This is a genomic window from Cellulomonas telluris, assembly GCF_004886325.1.
Taxonomy (GTDB): domain Bacteria; phylum Actinomycetota; class Actinomycetes; order Actinomycetales; family Cellulomonadaceae; genus Cellulomonas; species Cellulomonas telluris.
Genome location: NZ_QXFN01000001.1, coordinates 652824 through 672220 on the forward strand (window position 1 = coordinate 652824; position 19397 = coordinate 672220).

16 protein-coding genes are annotated in these 19397 nt (G+C 76.7%); 7 read left to right on the forward strand and 9 right to left on the reverse strand.

Annotated elements, in window-relative coordinates; translation table 11 throughout:
* Positions 1–45 precede the first annotated feature (45 nt).
* From FB586_RS03160 to FB586_RS03175, 4 genes are all read right to left on the reverse strand, one after another.
* On the reverse strand, positions 46–1680 hold the full coding sequence (locus FB586_RS03160; protein WP_136517849.1) for an ATP-binding cassette domain-containing protein: 1635 nt from the start codon (positions 1678–1680) through the stop codon (positions 46–48).
* Between the two features lie 157 nt (positions 1681–1837).
* On the reverse strand, positions 1838–2398 hold the full coding sequence (locus FB586_RS03165) for a TetR/AcrR family transcriptional regulator (RefSeq protein WP_136517850.1): 561 nt from the start codon (positions 2396–2398) through the stop codon (positions 1838–1840).
* 10 nt (positions 2399–2408) lie between these two features.
* Entirely contained in the window at positions 2409–3026 is a 618-nt protein-coding gene (locus FB586_RS03170; RefSeq protein ID WP_246036378.1) for a sugar O-acetyltransferase, read from the reverse strand.
* Between the two features lie 92 nt (positions 3027–3118).
* Positions 3119–3319: a hypothetical protein gene (locus FB586_RS03175; protein WP_136517851.1), complete on the reverse strand. Its 201-nt coding sequence runs from the start codon at positions 3317–3319 to the stop codon at positions 3119–3121.
* Positions 3320–3464: 145 nt separating this feature from the next.
* On the opposite strand from FB586_RS03175, the gene FB586_RS03180 reads away from it, so the two are divergent.
* From FB586_RS03180 to FB586_RS03200, 5 genes are all read left to right on the forward strand, one after another.
* Positions 3465–4184 carry a DUF1361 domain-containing protein gene (locus tag FB586_RS03180; RefSeq protein WP_168800437.1) on the forward strand — a complete coding sequence of 240 codons (720 nt, stop codon included), beginning with the start codon at positions 3465–3467 and terminating at the stop codon, positions 4182–4184.
* Positions 4185–4267: 83 nt separating this feature from the next.
* On the forward strand, positions 4268–8821 hold the full coding sequence (gene hrpA / locus FB586_RS03185; protein ID WP_136517853.1) for an ATP-dependent RNA helicase HrpA: 4554 nt from the start codon (positions 4268–4270) through the stop codon (positions 8819–8821).
* Between the two features lie 217 nt (positions 8822–9038).
* Positions 9039–9440, forward strand: coding sequence for a type II toxin-antitoxin system VapC family toxin (locus tag FB586_RS03190; protein ID WP_136517854.1), 402 nt, complete (start codon positions 9039–9041; stop codon positions 9438–9440).
* A 53-nt stretch (positions 9441–9493) separates the two neighbouring features.
* The gene (locus tag FB586_RS03195) at positions 9494–10720 is read left to right on the forward strand and encodes a saccharopine dehydrogenase family protein (protein ID WP_136517855.1); all 1227 of its coding nucleotides are present in this window, start codon (positions 9494–9496) and stop codon (positions 10718–10720) included.
* A gap of 49 nt (positions 10721–10769) precedes the next feature.
* Positions 10770–11417, forward strand: a complete 648-nt coding sequence (locus tag FB586_RS03200) for a maleylpyruvate isomerase family mycothiol-dependent enzyme (protein ID WP_136517856.1) — start codon at positions 10770–10772, stop codon at positions 11415–11417.
* 29 nt (positions 11418–11446) lie between these two features.
* Here the strand turns inward: FB586_RS03200 and FB586_RS03205 are convergent, their stop codons facing one another.
* The 3 genes from FB586_RS03205 to chrA form a co-directional block, all read right to left on the reverse strand.
* Complete coding sequence (locus FB586_RS03205; protein WP_136517857.1) at positions 11447–13162, reverse strand: cation:proton antiporter; 1716 nt, start codon at positions 13160–13162, stop codon at positions 11447–11449.
* Between the two features lie 6 nt (positions 13163–13168).
* A complete protein-coding gene (locus tag FB586_RS03210) occupies positions 13169–14575 on the reverse strand; it encodes an APC family permease (protein WP_246036380.1) in 1407 nt (468 codons plus the stop codon).
* A gap of 73 nt (positions 14576–14648) precedes the next feature.
* Positions 14649–16121 carry a chromate efflux transporter gene (chrA, locus tag FB586_RS03215; RefSeq protein WP_246036382.1) on the reverse strand — a complete coding sequence of 491 codons (1473 nt, stop codon included), beginning with the start codon at positions 16119–16121 and terminating at the stop codon, positions 14649–14651.
* Positions 16122–16320: 199 nt separating this feature from the next.
* Between chrA and FB586_RS03220 the strand changes: the two genes are divergently transcribed.
* On the forward strand, positions 16321–16665 hold the full coding sequence (locus FB586_RS03220) for a YtxH domain-containing protein (RefSeq protein ID WP_136517858.1): 345 nt from the start codon (positions 16321–16323) through the stop codon (positions 16663–16665).
* A 118-nt stretch (positions 16666–16783) separates the two neighbouring features.
* Positions 16784–17134: a hypothetical protein gene (locus FB586_RS03225; protein ID WP_136517859.1), complete on the forward strand. Its 351-nt coding sequence runs from the start codon at positions 16784–16786 to the stop codon at positions 17132–17134.
* A gap of 45 nt (positions 17135–17179) precedes the next feature.
* Here the strand turns inward: FB586_RS03225 and FB586_RS03230 are convergent, their stop codons facing one another.
* A complete protein-coding gene (locus FB586_RS03230; RefSeq protein ID WP_136517860.1) occupies positions 17180–18643 on the reverse strand; it encodes a PepSY-associated TM helix domain-containing protein in 1464 nt (487 codons plus the stop codon).
* Between the two features lie 106 nt (positions 18644–18749).
* Entirely contained in the window at positions 18750–19388 is a 639-nt protein-coding gene (locus FB586_RS03235) for a hypothetical protein (RefSeq protein ID WP_136517861.1), read from the reverse strand.
* Between the last annotated feature and the right edge of the window lie 9 nt (positions 19389–19397).

A 19397-nucleotide genomic window follows, 5' to 3' on the forward strand; every position in this document is an offset into this window, starting at 1 on the left:
ATGCCGTGCCCCGGGGGCCGTCGCGCACCGATCCACCCGATCGGGTCACGTCGAGCGCAGCACGCCGTCCTGCACCTCGAGCCGCTGCCCCTGCCACGTCCGGCGCAGCCACCGGTCGTGCGTGGCGACGACGACGGCGCTCGGCGCGGTGCGCAGCGCGTCCGCCAGCTCGTCCGCGAGCGCGACGGAGACGTGGTTGGTCGGCTCGTCGAGCAGCAGCACGTGCGGTGCGCGGGCCACCAGCAGCGCGAGCACCACCCGGCGCCGCTGGCCGACGGACAGCTCCCGCATCGGCCGGTCCACGTCGCGGGGCGCGACGAGGCCGAGATCGACGAGCGGGGGTGCGTCCGTCCGGTCCGCCGTGACCGCCGCGTAGAGCGCGCGGGGCGTGCGGGCGTCGTCGCTCAGGCCCACGTCCTGCTCGAGCAGGGCGACCTCGGCGCCGCTCGCCCGTTGCACGTCGCCACCTTGTGGGACCAGGTCGCCCGCCAGCAGGTGCAGCAGCGTCGACTTGCCGGACCCGTTCGGCCCGGTGACCAGCAGCGAGGCGGACGCGTCCACGTCGAGCGCCGGCACGTGCAGGCGTCCGGGCACGTGCGCGTCCCGGACCTGGAGCACGACGGGCGTGCGGGCCTCCCGGGGCGCGGGCATGGCGAACCGCAGCGGTGCGGGCGGGCGGCGCACCTGCTCGGCCTCGAGCGTCTCGAGCCGGCGGCGCGCGTCCCGCACCCGCCGGGACACCTGCTGCTCGACGCGCTGCCCCTTCGCGTCGAACGCCAGCTTCGCCTCGTTGCCCATCGGCCGGTCGTGGCCGACGCGGCGCGCGGTCGTGCGCACGGCGACGCGCAGGCTCCGCAGCTCGTCCTGCTCGTCGCGGTACCGCTGCTCCCACCGCTCCCGCGCGGCGCGGCGGGCCGCCAGGTAGTCGGTGAACGTGCCGCCGTACTGGGTCGGCCCGTCGAGGCCGGGGTCGAGGTCGAGCACGCCGGTGCAGACCTCGTCGAGGAACACGCGGTCGTGGCTGGTGAGGACCACGGCGCCCGGCAGGCGCCGCAGCGCGTCGGCGAGGTACGCCGCCGCGTCGTCGTCGAGGTGGTTGGTCGGCTCGTCCAGCAGGACGGCGGCCGGCTGGCGGACCAGCAGCGCGACGAGCGCGAGGCGGGAGCGCTGGCCGCCGGACAGCGAGCCGACGGGACGGCGCCGGTCGACGTCGCCCAGGCCGAGGCCCGCCAGGGCCAGGGCGGCACGCCGGTCGGCGTCCCAGACGCCGGCGAGCTCGGCGCGGGTCAGCGCGGCCGCGTAGGCGTCGGCAGGGTCGTCGGCGCCGTCGTCGGGGCCGTCGTCCGAGCCGTCGCCGGCCAGCGCCGCCGCGGCCCTCTCGAGCGCGTCGGCCACGGCCCGCACGCCGGCGAGGGCGTGCGCGAGGACGTCGTCGAGCGTCGCCGCCGGGTCGAGCAGTGGTTCCTGGCCGAGGAAGCCGAGGTCCGGCGGCCGGACGACCTCGCCGTGGTCGGGGTCCTCGTGCCCGGCGAGCAGGCGCAGCAGCGTCGACTTGCCGACGCCGTTCTCGCCGACGACGCCGAGGCGGTGCCCGGGGTCGACGTCGAGGCCGACGCCGTCGAGCACGGTGCGGCCGTCGTAGGAGCGGACGAGGGAGCGTGCGCGCAGCACGGGGGTCATGCGATCACCACCTGCGGGCACCCGGAGCGCGTGGGGCTCGACGGGTGCGGGGAGTCGGACGGGACTCGGGGCAGGGGTTCAGATCAGCACGGGACCACGGTAGGCGGAGGACGGCGGGGTCGCACCCTGTTTTCCGCGGGGCCGCGGGCGGTCCCGGTCAGGCGGTGCGGCCCGGCGCGCCCACGAGCGCGCGCACGGCGTCCTCCGTCAGCGCGCGGTCGAACGGGTCGTCGTCGAGCGCCCGGTGCAGGGAGAGGCCCTCGATGAGCGCGTCGAGCCGGCGCGTCACCTGCGGGTCGAAGTGCCGCGCGAGCTCCTGCCGGCTGCGCGCCATCCACGCGGTCGTGATCGCGCGGTAGCGCGGGTCGCGCGCGGCCAGCGTGTACAGCTCGTACATGACGACACGCTCGCCGTCGGTGCGTGGGTCGGACAGCTCGTGGACGAGGTCGACGACGGCCGCGACCGCCTCGTCGCGGTCGCGCGCGGCACCCAGGAACTCGGCGAACCGCTCGGCGCTGCGGTCGGCGAACCGCGTGAACGCCTCGTGCAGCAGCTCGTCCATGCCGTCGAAGTGGTACGTCATCGACCCGAGGGGGACGTCGGCGCGGGCCGCGACGCGCCGGTGCGAGACGCCGGCGACGCCGACCTCGGCGACGACCTCGAGCGTGACGTCGATCAGGCGGTCGCGGCGGCCGGGGTCCGTGCGGCGGGGCCTCACGCGTCCTCCCTCAGATCGTGCGGACGACGCGTGCGGGGTTGCCGACGGCGAGGCTGTTCGGCGGGACGTCCCGGGTGACGACCGCGCCGGCGCCGATCACGCTGTTCTCGCCGATCGTCACGCCGGGGCACACGATGACGCCGCCGCCGAGCCACACGTTGTCCTCGATGGTGATCGGCCGCGCCGCCTCGAGCTTGTCGCGGCGCGGCTGCGGCTCGACCGGGTGGGTCGGGGTGAGCAGCTGCACGTGCGGCCCGATCTGGCAGTCGGCGCCGATGCGGATCGGGGCGACGTCGAGCGCGGTCAGGCCCATGTTGACGAACGTGCGCGCGCCGACGCTGATGTACGTGCCGTAGTCCACGTGGACGGGGGCACGGACGAACGCCGTCTCGTCGAGCTCGCCGAACAGCTCGCGCAGCACGGCCTGGCTCGCCATCGGGTCCCGGTCGTACGCGTCGCGGAACCGCGCCGCCAGCTGCACGGCCCTCGCCTGCGCCTCGACGATCGCGGGGTCGTCGGAGACGTAGAGGTCGCCCGCGAGCATGCGCTCGTGGTGGGTGCGGGGGTCGCCGGCGAAGTAGTCGGGCGTGGCGGGCGCGTCGTCGGCCATGAGGACGATCGTACGCATGGTGTGTACGACCGTCCACGGGTGGGGGGCGAGGCGGACCGCCAGGGAGGACATCCCTCACCCGACGTCACGCGCGGTGCGACGCGCCCGCGTCAGCCCGCGTCGTCGTCCCGTCCCGCGGAGAACAGGCCGAGCAGCCCGGAGACGACCGCGGCGCCGCCGCCCACCACCGCCGCGAGGAGCACGACGAGCAGGACGCCCGACGCGCCCTGCGCGAGCCGCTGCCCCGCCGTGCCGAGGGCCAGCACCCCGAGCCCCAGCAGGGCCAGGTGCAGTCGGTGCCGGTCGTGCATGCGTCTCCTCGGGTCGTGGGGCGCCGCGCCGACGTCGGCGGCACCCCGTCCGCCGACGCTAGGGCATCGGTGCGCCGCGCTCGCCGCACCGCTCCGTCGGCGCCAGGATGACCCACGACACGGTCGGCGGCGGAGGGACGCGCACGTGGTCGGGAGCCTGGTGCTGGGCGTCGTGCTGATGAACGTGCTCGCGATCGGGCTCGTCCTCGCGCGCGGGCCGCTGCACGGCACCCGGCTGTACCGGCCGATGCTGCTCAACCTCGTGCTCGCGGTCGCCCCGCTCGTCGTGCTCGTGCTGGCGGCGCTCGTCGTGCTGCCGCTGCTCGCGCTCGGGGTGCCGCGGTGGATCCCCGTGGTGCTCACGGTCGTGCTCGCCCTCGTGTGGCTGCTGCTCCTGCCGAACGCCGGGTACCTGATCACCGAGCTCAACCTCAACCACCGCCGCCCCGGCGAGCGCGTGCCCGAGTGGTACGACGTGCTGCTCGTCCTGACGCTCGCCATGGCCGGCGTCCTGACCACCGTGCTCAACGTGCTGTCGATCGAGCTGCTCTACACGATCCTGCGGTTCGGCGACCGGGCCGCGCCCCTGGCGGGTGCCGAGGCGCGCACCGTCGTCGTCGTCCTCATGCTGCTCGTCGCGTTCGGCATCTGGCTCGGCCGGTCCGTGCGGCTGAACAGCTGGGACGTGCTGCACCCGGGGTCGCTCGTGCGCAAGGTGGCCGGCGCGCTGCGTGCTCCCGGCGGTGCGCGCGGCGCCGTCGGGTTCACGCTCGTCGGGGGCGCGTTCTTCGTCGTGATGTACGTCGCCGTGGCCGGGCCGGTCGTGCAGGCGCTGGTCGAGCTGGAGCGTGCGCGGGGCGGCTGAGGGCCCGGCGGGCGGCGGCGGGCGGGCGCGCATCGCGCAATGACCGCGCGATGCGCGCGCGAGGCCTGGGAGGATGGGCCGTCGTGAGCACGACGGACCCCACCCCCGCCACGGACGAGCGCGCACCGCGCCGCCCGCGCGGTCGTCGTGGCCGCGGGCGCGGCGAGGGGACGCGACCGGACGTCGGCCAGCGCGACGGTGACCAGCGCGACGGTGACCAGCGGGGCAGCGACCAGCGGGGCAGTGACCAGCGGGACGGCGAGCGGCGGGACGGCCGGCGCCGCGAGGGGGACCGCCGCGAGGGGGAGCGCCGCGAGGACCGGCGCGCCCGCGACGAGCAGCGCCTGGCCGAGGCCGCCGAGCGCCGCGCCGCCGTCACGATGCCGGCGATCGTCTACCCCGAGCAGCTGCCGGTCTCCGCGCGCCGGGACGAGATCGCCGCCGCGATCCGCGACCACCAGGTCGTCGTGGTCGCGGGCGAGACGGGGTCCGGCAAGACGACGCAGCTGCCCAAGATCGCGCTCGAGCTGGGGCGCGGGCGCGCGGGGCAGATCGGCCACACCCAGCCGCGGCGCATCGCGGCGCGGTCGGTCGCGGACCGCATCGCCGACGAGCTCGGCGTGCCGCTCGGCGGTGTCGTCGGGTACCAGGTGCGGTTCACCGACGAGTCGTCCGACGAGACGCTCGTCAAGGTGATGACGGACGGCATCCTGCTCGCGCAGATCCAGCGCGACCCGATGCTGCGCCGCTACGACACGCTCATCATCGACGAGGCGCACGAGCGCAGCCTCAACATCGACTTCATCCTCGGGTACCTCACGCGGCTGCTGCCGCAGCGGCCGGACCTCAAGGTGATCATCACCTCGGCGACGATCGACTCGGCACGCTTCGCACGGCACTTCGCCGGCCCGCCGACCGACGAGCACCCCGAGGGCGTGCCCGCCCCGGTCGTCGAGGTCAGTGGCCGCACGTACCCGGTCGAGATCCGGTACCAGCCGCTGACGGGCGAGGGCGGCGAGGACCGCGACATGGTCACCGGCATCGTCGACGCGGTCACCGAGCTCATGGCCGAGGGGCCCGGCGACGTGCTCGTGTTCCTGTCCGGGGAGCGGGAGATCCGCGACGCCGAGGACGGCCTGCGCGGCGCGCTCGGCCCCCGTGTCACCGACCCCCGTCACCCGCAGGCCGTCGAGCTGCTGCCCCTGTACGCGCGCCTGTCGGCGGCCGAGCAACGCCGTGTCTTCGAGCCGCACGACACCCGCCGCGTCGTGCTCGCGACCAACGTCGCCGAGACGTCCCTGACCGTCCCCGGCATCACCTACGTCGTCGACCCCGGCACCGCGCGCATCTCGCGGTACTCCAAGGCGACGAAGGTCCAGCGGCTGCCGATCGAGCCGATCTCGCAGGCGTCCGCCAATCAGCGGTCCGGGCGGTCGGGGCGCCTGTCGCCCGGCATCGCCATCCGCCTGTACTCGGAGGAGGACTTCGCGTCCCGGCCCGAGTACACCGAGCCGGAGATCCTGCGCACGTCGCTGGCGTCCGTGATCCTGCAGATGATCTCTGTGGGTGTGGTGCGCAGCCCCGACGAGGTCGTGGAGTTCCCGTTCGTCGACCCGCCGGACGTGCGGGCGGTGCGCGACGGCGTCGCGCTGCTCACCGAGCTCGGCGCGCTGGAGGTCCGCGACGGCCGCACGCGCCTGACCGAGACGGGCCGCGCGCTCGCGCAGATCCCCGTCGACCCGCGCATCGCCCGGATGGTCGTCGAGGCGGGCCGGCGGGGCGTCGCGCGCGAGGTCGTCGTCATCGCCGCCGCCCTGTCGATCCAGGACCCGCGCGAGCGTCCCGCCGAGCAGCGCGACGCCGCCGACGCGATGCACCGCCGCTTCGCGGACCCGAGCAGCGACCTGCTCAGCTACCTGAACCTGTGGACGTACCTGCGCGAGCAGCAGCGGGCCCTCTCGGGGTCGGCGTTCCGCCGCCTGTGCAAGGCCGAGCACCTGCACTACCTGCGCGTCCGGGAGTGGCAGGACGTCGTCACGCAGCTGCGCGACCTCACCAAGCCCCTCGGCATCGCGGCGAAGGGCGCGCCCACGCCGGTGTCCGACGAGGTCGTCGCGGCGCGTGCCGCGGCGGAGGCGGCCGGACGCGACGGCGGGCGCGGGCGGCGCGGGCCCGCGGGGGCCCCCGTGCAGGAGGCCGCGGCGGAGCCGACGACGCCCGGTGGCACCGCGGAGGACACCCGCACCCGCTGGGCGTGGGACGGCGACGCCATCCACCAGGCGATCCTGTCCGGGCTGCTGTCGCAGATCGGCATGCAGCTCGCGACCGAGGTGCAGGCGACGGCCAAGGACGCCAAGGGTCGCGGCCGCGTCACCTCCGACCGCCGGGCGCGCAACGAGTACCTCGGCGCGCGCGGTGCGCGGTTCGCGATCTTCCCCGGCTCGGGGCTGTCCAAGCGGCCGCCGGCGTGGGTCATGGCCGCGGAGCTCGTCGAGACGTCGCGGCTGTGGGCGCGCGACGCGGCGCGGATCCGGCCCGAGTGGGCCGAGGAGCTCGGCGCGCACCTCGTCAGGCGCACCTACTCCGACCCCGCGTGGTCGACCCGGCAGGGCGCGGCGATGGTCGTCGAGAAGGTGCTGCTGTACGGCGTGCCGATCGTCGCCGACCGCCGGGTCCTGCTCGGCAAGGTCGACCCCGCCGGCGCGCGCGAGCTGTTCCTGCGGCACGCGCTCGTGCAGGGGGAGTGGACGACGCACCACGCGTTCTTCCACGAGAACCGGCGCCTGCTCGCCGAGGTCGGCGACCTCGAGGCCCGCACGCGCAGCCGGCTCGTCGTCGACGACGACGTCCTGTTCGACTTCTACGACGAGCGCGTCCCCGACGACGTCGTCTCCGCCCGGCACTTCGACCGGTGGTGGAAGGACGCGCGCCGCCGCGACCCGGACCTGCTGACGTTCACGCGCGAGCTGCTCGTCGGGTCCGACACGGCCGTCGACGAGTCGCAGTTCCCGTCCCGCTGGCCGCAGGGCGAGCTGTCGTTCCCGCTGACCTACCAGTTCGAGCCGGGCACCGAGGCCGACGGTGTCACGGTGCACGTCCCGCTGCCGCAGCTGCCGCGCGTGCGGCCCGAGGGCTTCGACTGGATGGTGCCCGGTCTGCGCGCCGAGCTGCTCACCGCCACGATCCGCGCGCTGCCCAAGGCCGTGCGCGTGCAGCTCGTGCCGGCGCCGGACGTGGCCCGCGCGGTCGACGCCTGGATGTCCGAGCACGTCGCGTCCTGGGAGGACACCGTGCGCGCCGCCGACGCCGCGCCGTCGTTCCGGGAGATGTTCGCGCGCGCCGTGCGGGCGCTGCGCGACGTCGACGTGCCGCCGGACGCCGTCGAGGAGGACCGCCTGCCGGCGCACCTGCGCATGACGTTCCGCGTCGTGGGGGAGCGCGGCGGCGTCGTGGACGAGGGCAAGGACCTGCTCGTGCTGCAGCGGCGCAACGCCGACCGCGCGCAGGACGCCGTGTCGTCGGCGGTGCGCAGCGCCGTGCGCGCCGCGATGGAGGAGGCGATGGCGGCGTCGGGCGGCGGTGCCGGTGCCGCCGGTGCGGGGGCGGCCGGTGCGGGGGCGGCCGGTGCGGGCGAGCCCGGCGGCGAGGCCCGTGACCGGGCGCGGTCGCGCGGTGGGCGTCCCGGTGCCCCGCGCCCGGGAGCCGGCGCGCCCGCCGGCGTCGACCTGGAGCGCACCGGCCTGACGACGTGGCCCGACCTGCCGGGTCCCCTGCCGGAGGTCGTCGAGGCGCCGTCCGCGGCGGGCGGCGTCGTGCGCGCGTACCCGACGCTCGTCGAGGAGACCGCCGGCGGGCGGGCGGCCGTGGCGCTGCGCGTCCTCGCGGACGCGACGGCGGCCGAGGCGGCGGCGGGGCGCGGCCTGCGCCGGCTGCTCGTCCTCGACGTCGGCCTGGCGCCCGCGCGCGTGACGAGCCGGTGGACGGGCACGCAGGCGCTCGCGCTCGCGGCCTCGCCGTACCCCTCGACGGACGCGCTGGTCACCGACGTGCAGCTCGCGTCCGTGGACCGGCTCGTGGCGCGCCACCTGGGTGGGCGGTCGGCGCGCGAGGCCCGGGACGCCGACGCGTACGCGGCGCTGCGGGCGGCCGTGCGGGCGGGGCTCGAGGACGACGTGCACCGCGTCGTCGGCGACCTCGTCGGCGTGCTGTCCGCGTGGCGCGAGCTCGACGGGGAGGTGCGTGGCACGACGAGCCTCGCGCTGCTGTCGACCGCCCAGGACGTGCGCGAGCAGTCGGCCGCGCTCGTGCACGACGGGTTTGTGTCCGAGGTCGGCGCCGACCGGCTGCCCCAGCTCGTGCGCTACCTGCGCGCGGCCCGGCACCGGCTGGCCAAGGCCGCGGAGAACCCGCAGCGCGACGCCGACCTCGCGTGGCAGGTCCACGACGTGCTGGAGCAGTACCAGGCGGCACGCGCCCGGCTGGCCGCGGGGGCGCCCGACCCGGCGCGGGCGCGGGCGCTGGACGACGTGCGCTGGCTGATCGAGGAGCTGCGCGTGAGCCTGTTCGCCCAGCAGCTCGGCACGCCGGTCCCGGTCTCCCCGACCCGCATCCGCAAGGCCCTCGCGGCGCTCGCCTGACCGGCCGGCGATGTGCCGGTGGTCGATCTGCCGGTCGTCGACGTCCGGCCGGTGGGACGCCGCCGCGGCGAACCGCGCGTCCCGTGCCCCTGGCGTCCCCTGCGACGCAGGAACGCGCGGCTCGCGCGACCCGACGCCCGCCCCCTGGGACGGCCGTACCGAACGAGCAGGTGGTTGCGTCCGACGTCCGCGCCGTGGTCCGGGGGACGATGGCCGCATGACCCGTTACGCGATCGACCACCTCGTCGCCGTCGAGCTCGCCCGGGACGGGGTGGTGGTCCCGGCGGAGCACCAGCTCGTCGGGCCGACGCTGCTGCGCTCGCACGTGCTCGGGTACCTGTACCGGGCGGTGCGCTCCGGTGTCCTCCCGGAGGCCGAGGGCCGGCGGCTGCTGGACGGCGTGACGACGACGAGGATGCGGCTGCTGGGCGACCGGGTCTCGCGCGCGACGGCCTGGCGGATCGCCGCCGAGCTCGGCTGGTCCGACACCGCCGACGCCGAGTACCTCGCCGTCGCCCAGCTCCAGGCCGACGCGTTCGTCACCCTCGACCCGGTGCTGCGTGCCGGTGCCGAGGGCCGCGTCCCGCTCGCCGAGGTCGAGGACCTGTACCCCTCCTGACGCGGGGACGCCGGCCGGTTGCGGCCGTCCGCCCACCGGGTGAGCATCGCCGGATGACGGACGCGCGCGAGCACGACCTGGTCCTCTTCGGCGTCACCGGGTTCGTCGGGCGGCTCCTCGCGGCGTACGTCGCGGAGCACGCGCCGCCCGGGCTCCGGGTCGCGCTCGCGGGACGGACGCGGTCGCGCGTCGAGGACGTCCGGGCCGCGCTGCCGGCCGCGGCGCAGGACTGGCCGGTCGTCGTCGCGGACACCCGGGACCCGGAGCAGCTCACGGCGATGGCGCGCTCCACCCGGGTCGTCGCCAGCACGGTCGGCCCCTACCTGCGGCACGGGCTGCCCGTCGTCGGCGCGTGCGCGCGCAACGGCACCCACTACGCGGACCTGACGGGGGAGACGCCGTTCGTCCGCCGCGCGATCGACCGGTACGACCCCGTCGCGCGGGCGGCCGGCGCGCGGCTCGTGCACGCGTGCGGGTACGACGCCGTGCCGTCCGACCTCGCGGTGCTCACGCTGCACCGGCGCGTCACCACCGACGGTGCGGGCTGCCTGCGCGACGTGCGGCTCGTCGCGACCGCCCGCGGCGGGGTCAGCGGCGGGACGATCGCGTCCGTGCGGGGCATCGCGGAGCAGGCGGCGCGCGACGCCCGCGTGCGACGGCTGCTGGCCGACCCGTTCGCGCTCAGCCCGGACCGCGGCGCCGAGCCCGACGTGCCGCAGCCGCCCGACGTCCCCGCGCCGGGCCGCACGGTCGACGGCGGCTGGGTGGCGGCGTCGCCGATGGCGTCGTTCAACACGCGCGTCGTGCGGCGCAGCAACGCGCTGACCGGCTGGTCCTACGGGCGGTCGATGCGGTACGGCGAGGTCGCCGGCACGGGCCGCGGCGCGCGCGGCGCCGCGGCCGCGTACGCCCTGACGGCCGCGCTGCCCGCGTTCGCGGGCGCCGTGGCGTTCCCGCCGACGCGCGCCCTGCTCGACCGCGTCCTGCCGGCGCCGGGCGAGGGCCCCGACGAGGAGACCCGCCGCACGGGCCGGTTCCGCATGGACGTGCACGCCGTCACCACGACCGGCCGGCACTACCGGGCGGTCGCGGCCGGCGAGTGCGACCCCGGGTACGCGGCGACGGCCGTCATGCTCGGCGAGTCGGCCCTCGCGCTCGCGCTCGACGGCGACCGCCTGCCCGACGCCGCCGGCTCCCTCACCCCCGCGACGGGGCTGGGCGACGTCCTCGTCGAGCGCCTGCGCGCGGCGGGGCACACGTACGAGGCGTCACCCCGCTGAGGGCGTCCGCCCCCGACGAGTTCTCCGGCCCGCGCGGGTCGGTAGCGGCATGACGACCCCTGCCCTGACCGAGCAGGACGTGCGCGCCGCCGTGCGCGACGCCCGCCTGCGCCTCGCCGACACCCTCGCCGCCCTGCCCCCGGAGGCCTGGTCGACGCCCTCGCTCGCGGCCGGGTGGACCGTGCGGGACGTCGCCGCGCACCTGACGACGACCACGCGCGAGACGTGGGCGGACGTGCTGCGCGAGGCGGTGCGCGCCCGGTTCTCCTTCGACCGCATGACGCACGACGTGGCCGTCCGCCGGGCGCGCGCCTTCACACCCGGCCAGCTCGTCGCCCAGCTGCGCGAGAGCGCCGCCTCGGACCGGCGGATGCCGATGTCGGGGCCGATGGACCCGCTCATGGACCTCGTCGTGCACGCGCTGGACGTCGGCCGGCCGCTGGGCCTGCCCGACGCGACGCCGCCCGACGTGGCCGTCGCGGTCGCGTCCTACCTGGCGGGGAACCGGCTCATGGGCGGCCCCCGCCGTCGTGCCGGCCTGCGCCTGGAGGCCGCGGACGTCGACTGGTCCGTCGGCGACGGGCCGGTCGTGCGCGGACCGGTGCACGACCTGCTGCTCGTGCTCACCGGTCGACCCGCCGGGTTCGCGGCCCTGACCGGCGACGGCGTCGCGACCCTGCGCGGCCGCGTGCGCTGAGGGGCCGCCAGCCGCCCCTCAGGCGCCCGTCAGCCGCCCTCGGACGCCCGCATCTGCACCCCGATCTGCGCCGCGTCGACCCGCACGAGCGCGGCGTCGAGCTGCTTCGAGGAGTACGCACCCACGTCCCGCAGCCCCAGCAGCTTCTGCCGCTGCGCGTCGAGCAGGACGAGGAGCAGCTGCTGCAGGTCGGCGCGCACGGGGCCGGCGTCGTCGTCGGTGTCGCTCGCGTCGATCGCGGCGAGCTCGAGCCGCGCCCGCTCGACCACCTCGGGCGGGAACGGGGTGCCGTCCCGGCGGCGCAGCGCGTCGTCGTCGAGCCGGCGCAGCGCGGCCTGCCGCAGCTCGGCGCTGAGGGCGTCGCGCTCGCTGCCGTCGTCCGCGGGCCCGTCGGCCAGGCCGAGCCGGCGGACGACCCACGGCAGCGTCGCCCCCTGGACGAGCAGCGTCCCCGCGGCGACCACGAACGCCACCAGGACGAGCAGCGAGCGCTGCGGGGTGTCCGACGGCAGCGACTGCGCGGCGGCGAGCGTGACCGCGCCGCGCATGCCGGCCCACACGAGGACGACGCCCTCGCGGGGCCCGAACGCCTGCTCGGCGAGGTAGTCGATGTCCGCCAGGCGGCGCCGCACGCGCCGGCGCAGGAGCCCGCGGCGGCGCTCGACCTCCTCGCGCGGCGCCCCGGGCGGTTGCGCCTGCTTCTCGATCCGGTCCTGCGCGCGGGTCAGCACCGCCCGCAGCTGCGGGATGCGCCGCGCCCGCCGGGCCAGCGCCCACACGGACGCGCTGACGAACACGGTGCGCACGGCCACGACGAGGGTCGCGACGAGCGCGCCGAGGCCCAGGGCGAGCACCTCGCTGCCGTGCGCCTCGCGCACGTCCAGCACCAGCCCGGACACCTCGAGCCCCATGACGAGGAAGACGGCGCTCTCGAGCAGCAGCTCGAGCGTGCGCCAGACCGTCCGCTGCGCGGCGCGGTCCTCGGCCCGCAGGCGGCGCGGACCCCCGTGGCCGGTGACGAGCCCGGCGGTGACCGCCGCGACGAGCCCGGACGCCCCGAGGTGCTCGGCCGGCAGGTACGCGACGAACGGCGCGACGAGCGAGATCGCGACGTTCGACGTCGCCTGCGCCAGGCGGGCCCGCACCTCGAGCTGCAGGCGGCCGACGACCCACCCGATGAGCACCGCGACCGCGACGGCGACGACGAAGTCCCACGCGACGTCGAGGACGGACACCGTGGCGGCGGTCGCGACGATCGCGGAGCGCAGCAGCACCAGCGCGGACGCGTCGTTGAGCAGCGACTCGCCCTCGAGCACGGTGACGATCCGTGGCGACACCCCCGCCTTGCGGACGATGGACGTCGCGACGGCGTCGGTGGGGCTGACGACGGCGCCGACGGCGACCGCCGTGGCCAGGCCGATGTCCGGCAGCAGCGCGTGCAGCACGACCCCGACGACGAGCGCCGACGCCACCACGAGCAGCACCGAGAACACCGAGATCGTCCGCAGGTCGCGGCGGAAGTCCATGGCGGGCACGTTCGCCGCCGCGGAGTACAGCAGCGGCGGCAGGATCACGCCGAGCACGAGCTCGGGCTCGACCTCGATGGGCGGCACGAACGGCAGGAAGCTCACGCCGATCCCGACGAGCACGAGCAGCAGCGGTGCGGCGACGCCGACCCGGGGGGCGAACGACGTGACCGCGACGATGACGACGACGCCGAGGACGATCGCGACGAGCAGGTCCATGCGGCGTCAGGACTCGTGCGTCCCCGCGGGGTCGCCCTGGTCGACCGCGAGCGCGATGCGCTCCGCCTGGCCCTCGGGACCGACGAACGCGCGGTTGACGACGTAGAGGACGACCCCGATCGCGAGCAGGATCCCGGCGCGTGCGTACACGTCGGCGTCCCGGCCGGTCAGCGGCGAGGCGAGCACGAGCGAGACGACGGCGCCGAGCACCGGGGCCCACGTCGGCGCGCGGAACCCCCGCTCGGCGTCCCCCGCCGGCTTCGCGTCGTCGTCGGCCCGGGAACGGCGCCGCAGCACGAGGACCGAGACGTTGACGGTGGCGAACACGAGCAGCAGCAGGAGCACGGTCGTGTCGGCGAGCCCCGACAGGTCACCCGTGCTGACGAGCGTCAGGGCGATGACGGTCGTGAAGGCGATCGCCGTCCAGGGCGTGCGGCGCCGGGTGCCCACCCGGCCGAGCCACCCGGGGACGATCCCCTCGCGGGACATCCCGTAGACCACCCGCGAGGCCATGATCATGTTGATGAGCGCGGTGTTGGACACCGCGACGAGGGCGATGAGCGCGAACAGCCACGGCGGGAAGACGAGCCCGGCGACGCGGACGACCTCGAGCAGCGGGCCGGACGACTCGGCGAGCGTGTCGGTCTCCACGAGCATCGACGTCGTGAACGCGACAGCGAGGTAGATGACGCCGGTGATGGCGATGCCGCCGAACAGCGCGCGGGGGAAGTCGCGGCGCGGGTGCTGGCACTCCTCGGCGAGGTTCACGGAGTCCTCGAAGCCGAGGAGGGCGTAGAACGCGAGGGCGGTGCCGCCGAGCACGGCCATCCAGGCCGGCCCGTCGGCCGTCAGGGTCATGGCGCGCGACGGGTCGCCCTCGCCGGCGAGGAACGCGCGCGCCCCGATGACGAGAATGACGACGAGGCCGGTCACCTCGATCGCGGTGAGCACGAGGTTCACCCGGACCGACTCCGCCACCCCGATCGCGTTGACCACCGCGATGACCAGCACGAAAACCCAGGCGGCGACGAGGGTCGGCACGGTGACGAGCTCGGCCAGGTAGTCGCCGCCGAAGGCCCGCGCGGCGGCGCTCGCGCTCGTGATGCCGGACATGAGGACGGCGAACGCGACGAGGAACGTGACGAAGGGCCGGCCGAACGCCCGCTGCGCGTACACGGCGGCGCCCGCGGCGCGCGGGAACCGGCCGACGAGCTCGGCGTACGCGGTGGCGGTGAGCGCGGCGAGCGCGAAGGCCACGACGAACGGGATCCAGATCGCGCCGCCGACCTCGCCCGCGACGCGCCCGGTCAGGGCGTAGATACCGGCGCCGAGGATGTCCCCGACGACGAAGACGAGCAGCATGCGTCGTCCGACGGTCCGCTTGAGCGCGGGAGCCGGTGCGGTGGCGACCACGGCGACCTCCTGACCTGGGATCAGGGGGAGTCTGCTCCTGGTCGTCCCGGCCCGCCCGCCGAGGTGGCCCGCGTCATCCGACCAGCCCGAGCGCGCCCGCGGCGGCGCCGAGCAGCGCGCACACGCCGAGGGTGCGCAGCACCGACCACCGCAGCCGGAGGACCAGCACCCCCGCGACCAGCGCGATCACGACCGACACCGGCCGGACCGAGCCGAGGTCCGGCACCTCGAGGTGCAGCGGGCCCGCCGCCACCTCCCGCGTCGTCGCGAACAGGGTGTGCAGCGCGAAGTACACGGCGAGGTTGGCGATGACGCCGACGACGGCGGCCGTGATTCCCGTGAGCGCCGCGCCCAGCGGCGCGTTGCCGCGCAGCCGCTCGACGTAGGGGGCCCCGAGGAAGATCAGCAGGAAGCTCGGCACGAACGTCACCCACGTCGTCAGCAGCGCGCCGAGCAGGGCCGCGGCCCACGGGTCGAGGGTGCCCGGGTCGCGGTACGCGCCGAGGAACGCGACGAACTGCACGACCATGATGAGCGGGCCGGGCGTCGTCTCGGCCAGCGCGAGGCCGCGGACCATCTCGCCGGGCGCGAGCCACCCGTACGTCTCCACGGCGCGCTGCGCGACGAACGCGAGAACCGCGTACGCGCCGCCGAACGTCACCACGGCGGTGCCGGAGAAGAACAGGCCCTGCTGGGTCAGGACGCCGTCGCGCCCGGTGGTCAGCGCGACGGCGAGCACGGGGGCCAGCCACACCACGACGCCCACGAGCGCCACGAGCGCCGTCCGGCGCCCCGACGGGCGCTCGCTGTGGAGCGCGTCGTCGGGGATGAGCGGCGCCGGCCCGTCGGCCTCGGCCCCGTGCCCGCCGCGGGTCGCCAGCAGCCGCGGCGCCACCCGGTGCAGCGTCCAGCCGACCAGGCCCGCGGCGGCGACCACCAGCGGGAACGGCAGACCGAACGCGGTGAGGGCGAGGAACGCGGCCACCGCGAGTGCGACGAGGGCCGGGCCGGCCAGGGCGCGCCGGCCGACCCGCACGACGGCCTGCACGACGATCGCCAGCACCGCCGGCGCGAGGCCCGCGAACAGCGCGGTGACGGCGGTCGTGTCGCCCCACACGACGTAGACGGCGGACAGCGCGAGCAGCGCGACGACGCCCGGCAGGACGAACAGCGTCCCCGCGACCAGCCCGCCGCGGAACCCGTTGAGCAGCCACCCCGTGTACACGGCGAGCTGCTGGGCCTCGGGACCGGGCAGGAGCATGCAGTAGTTCAGCGCGTGCAGGAACCGGCGCTGGCCGATCCACCGCTTCTCGTCCACGAGCGTGCGCTGCATGACGGCGATCTGGCCGGCGGGGCCGCCGAAGGTCTGCAGCGAGATGGCGAACCACGCGCGCACGGCGGTGCCGAACGGCACGAGGTCGCGGCCGGTCGCGTCGTCGTGAGGCGAGGCCGCGGCGTCCTGCCCGGCCGCGTCGCGCGAGGGCGTCGCCCGGGCGCCCTGCAGGTCCGGCTCGTCCGCCGCCGTACTCGCACCGCTGGTGTCCACGGCGTCATGGGACCACGCGCGCACCGGCCGGGGAAGGGGACCGCCCGCCGTGCTGCCACCTGCTCGGCAGGCGCACTCGGCCCCGCGGACCTACGCTCGGTGACCTCCGGACGAGCGGTGCGCGGGCAGGCCGCCGCCGTCCGACGGCACGCACGTCCCACGACACGACCGGCCGTCGAGGCCGGTCCGAGGAGGTCGCATGAAGGGCAAGCTCACGTTCCTCGTCGGCGCCGGGGTCGGGTACCTCCTGGGCACCCGGGCCGGTCGGCAGCAGTTCGAGAAGATCAAGGGCTGGGCCACCGAGACGTGGCAGGACCCGCGCGTCCAGGGCTACGTGAAGGACGCCGAGTCGGCCGCCGCGGACTTCGCCAAGACCCAGGGCGGTGCGCTGAAGGACAAGGCCGTGAGCACGGCGAAGGGCGCGTTCGGCGGGTCGAAGGACGACTCCTCCGACACCTCCACGACGTCCGAGACGTCGTACCCGCAGACCGAGGGCCCGCTGGTCGACGCGGACGACGCCAACCCGAACACGCCGCGCACCTGACGCGGCTCGCGCACGCAGGACGGCGGGCGGTGGGGTCCTCCCCACCGCCCGCCCTCCACGTGGCGGGCGGGTCCAGGCCCGTGGGGTCGTGGTCCGCGTGCCCATCCCAGGAGCCGTCATGACCCGCACCCCTCGACGGGCGGCAGCCGCCGTGCTGCTGGCCCTCCCGCTCACCCTGCTCGGTGCGTCCGCGCAGGGCCACGACCGGCCGGCCGGCGACGGCCCGGCCGACCCCCGGGTCCTGCCCGCGTCGGCGCGGGTCGTCCCGGGCGACGGGCGCGCGGTCGAGGGCACGTACGGCTTCCGCGTCGACGCGCCGGCGGTCCCGGTCGGCCCCGCGAGGGCGGGTGCGCCGGCGCACGCCGCCGCATCCCCCGTCGCGGCGCCGGCGTGGCCGTGGGTCGTCGGTGCGAGCGCCCTCGCGACCGTCGTCACCGCCGCCGTGGCGCTCTGGCGCCGCCGGCGCTGACCGCCACCGCGGCCTCCGCCCCGTCGCCGGCCTCCACCCGTCGGCTCAGCCCGCCGCTGCCGCCCGCCGCCGCGCCCGCGCCGCCAGCAGCACGTCGACCACCAGGAACACCAGCAGGGGGATGCCGAACAGCGGCACGAACCACCCCACGGCCGCCGCGAGCACCAGCAGCAGCACCGCGAGCCACCGCGGGGCGCGCCGCAGCCCGCCCGGGGGCAGCCACGGACCCGGCCCGCGCCGCTGCCGGGTGGGGCGGCGCTGCCACCACATGCGGTAGCCGAGCACCAGCAGCGTGATCAGCCCGATCGCCAACGCCGCCAGCACGAGCTGGTTCGCGACGCCGAACAGCTCGCCCATGTGCGCGTAGATCCCCCAGTGCGCGAGCTTCGCCGCGAGGTTCTGGTCCGCGAAGTCGACCCGGTCCACGACGGTGCCGTCGGCGCCGTCCACGGCGATCGCGTCAGCGCGGGTCGGCCACCCGCTGCCCTGCTCGGCGGCGGTCCACGCCTGCCCGGCCTCGCTCGGCGGGGTGAGGCGCACCGGCTCGCGCAGTCCCTCGGCGCGCGCGGTCGCGAGGACGCCGTCGACGCCGACGCCGGCCGTGAGCACGGCGTCCGGTCCGCCGGTGCCACCGCCGTGCTCGGCGTGCTCGCCGTGCTCGTCGCCCACCGCGGCCCCGGGCAGCGTCGGGTCGACGTAGGTGGTGGTCCAGCCCCACGTGGCGCGCAGCTCGGAGACGTTCGCACCCGCGTACGCCGACCACGTCAGCCCGGTCGCGGAGAGCACAAGCAGCCCGAGTGCGGCCACGAGGCCGACCGTCCCGTGCCACGACAGCGTGCGCCGGCGGCCGGGCCGCACGCGCTCGGGCACGACCAGGCGGCGCAGGCGCCCGCGGCGGGCCGACCGGGCCACCCACATGACGACGCCACCCAGCACCACCACCCACAGCCACGAGGCGGCGATCTCCGAGTACATCTCGCCGGGGGCACCGAGCAGCAGGTTGCGGTGCAGGTCGTCGAGCGTCCACCGCACGGGCAGGAAGCCGGTGTACGTCGTGAGCGCGCCGCGCACCTCGGCGGTGTACGGGTCGACGAAGACGGTGCGGTCCTTGCCCTCGGGCACGTCGTCGACGGCGAGGACGACGCGCGTGGTGCCCTCGGGGGTCGCCGCCTGCTGCACCTGCACGACGACCCCCTCGGGGTGCTCGGCGCGCGCCGCGCCGAGCTGGTCGGCGAGCGGCAGGCGCGCGTCACCGACGGTGTCGACGGTGAGCTCGTGCCGGTGCACCACGGCCTCGAGCTGCGGGGCGACCGAGTAGAGCAGGCCGGTGAACGCCGCGACCAGCAGGAACGGGCCGACGAGGACGCCGGCGTAGAAGTGCAGGCGCAGGAGCAGCGGCTGCAGCGCGGACCACACGGAGGTGGGGGAGTCGGGCGGTGGTGCCGGCGGGGCGGCGGGTCGGTCGTCGGGACGCTCGTCGGGCAGGACGGAGGGCGGGGTGGTGGTCATGGCGGGTCCTCGGGTGTGCGCGGGGGCGCGCGGGCGGCCCGACGGCGGGCGTGCCGGCGCGCGTGGACGTCGGGCGCCGACCCGGGGACGCCCGTCGTGCGCGGGGTCAGGGGCCGGGGCGCACCGCGACCGGCGGACCGCGCCGGCGTGCGGCCGAGCCCAGGGCGGCCCCGCTGTGCGCGGCGACGAGCGGTGACCCGGCGGGCAGCGGGCGGGGCGCCGGCCACGCCGGCAGCGCGGCGTGCGCGAGCAGCGGCACGACACGGGACAGCCACCCGGCGGCGGCACGGGCGGCGCGGTCGGTCGCGACGAGGAGGAGCGCGGTGGCGAGGGCGGCGGCCGCGTGCGCGACGACCATCGGCAGGTCGCCGTGACCGAGCGCCGCGGGGTCGCCGTGCCCGGGCGGGGTGGTGCCGGTGGGCGCGACGACGGCGCGCACCGCCGCCCCCGCGGCGTGGTGGGTGGGCGTCGTCACCGGGGACGCCGGGTGCAGCAGCGTGAACGCGTGGTGCAGGGCCACCTGCAGGACGGCACCGGCCGGTGCGAGCACCCGCACGCGGAACGTCCGGGGGCCGCCCAGCGGCAGCACGGCGACGGTCGTCACCGCCAGGAGCGCGGCGACCGCGGCGGGTGCGGGGACGGCCCCGCCGGCGGACAGGTGCGCGGCGCCGGCCGACGCGAGCGCCGTCGCGGCCACGAGCAGCGCCCGGGCCGTCCGCAGCGCAGCGCCCGCCGTCGGATCCACCCGCGCACC

Bases quoted from the DNA above. Each gene is read 5' to 3' on its own strand.
- FB586_RS03160 (WP_136517849.1), bottom strand. From the start codon at position 1,680: ATGACCCCCGTGCTGCGCGCACGCTCCCTCGTCCGCTCCTACGACGGC.
- FB586_RS03170 (WP_246036378.1), bottom strand. From the start codon at position 3,026: ATGCGTACGATCGTCCTCATGGCCGACGACGCGCCCGCCACGCCCGAC.
- FB586_RS03175 (WP_136517851.1), bottom strand. From the start codon at position 3,319: ATGCACGACCGGCACCGACTGCACCTGGCCCTGCTGGGGCTCGGGGTG.
- FB586_RS03190 (WP_136517854.1), top strand. From the start codon at position 9,039: ATGACCCGTTACGCGATCGACCACCTCGTCGCCGTCGAGCTCGCCCGG.
- FB586_RS03195 (WP_136517855.1), top strand. From the start codon at position 9,494: ATGACGGACGCGCGCGAGCACGACCTGGTCCTCTTCGGCGTCACCGGG.
- FB586_RS03200 (WP_136517856.1), top strand. From the start codon at position 10,770: ATGACGACCCCTGCCCTGACCGAGCAGGACGTGCGCGCCGCCGTGCGC.
- FB586_RS03205 (WP_136517857.1), bottom strand. From the start codon at position 13,162: ATGGACCTGCTCGTCGCGATCGTCCTCGGCGTCGTCGTCATCGTCGCG.
- FB586_RS03220 (WP_136517858.1), top strand. From the start codon at position 16,321: ATGAAGGGCAAGCTCACGTTCCTCGTCGGCGCCGGGGTCGGGTACCTC.
- FB586_RS03225 (WP_136517859.1), top strand. From the start codon at position 16,784: ATGACCCGCACCCCTCGACGGGCGGCAGCCGCCGTGCTGCTGGCCCTC.
- FB586_RS03230 (WP_136517860.1), bottom strand. From the start codon at position 18,643: ATGACCACCACCCCGCCCTCCGTCCTGCCCGACGAGCGTCCCGACGAC.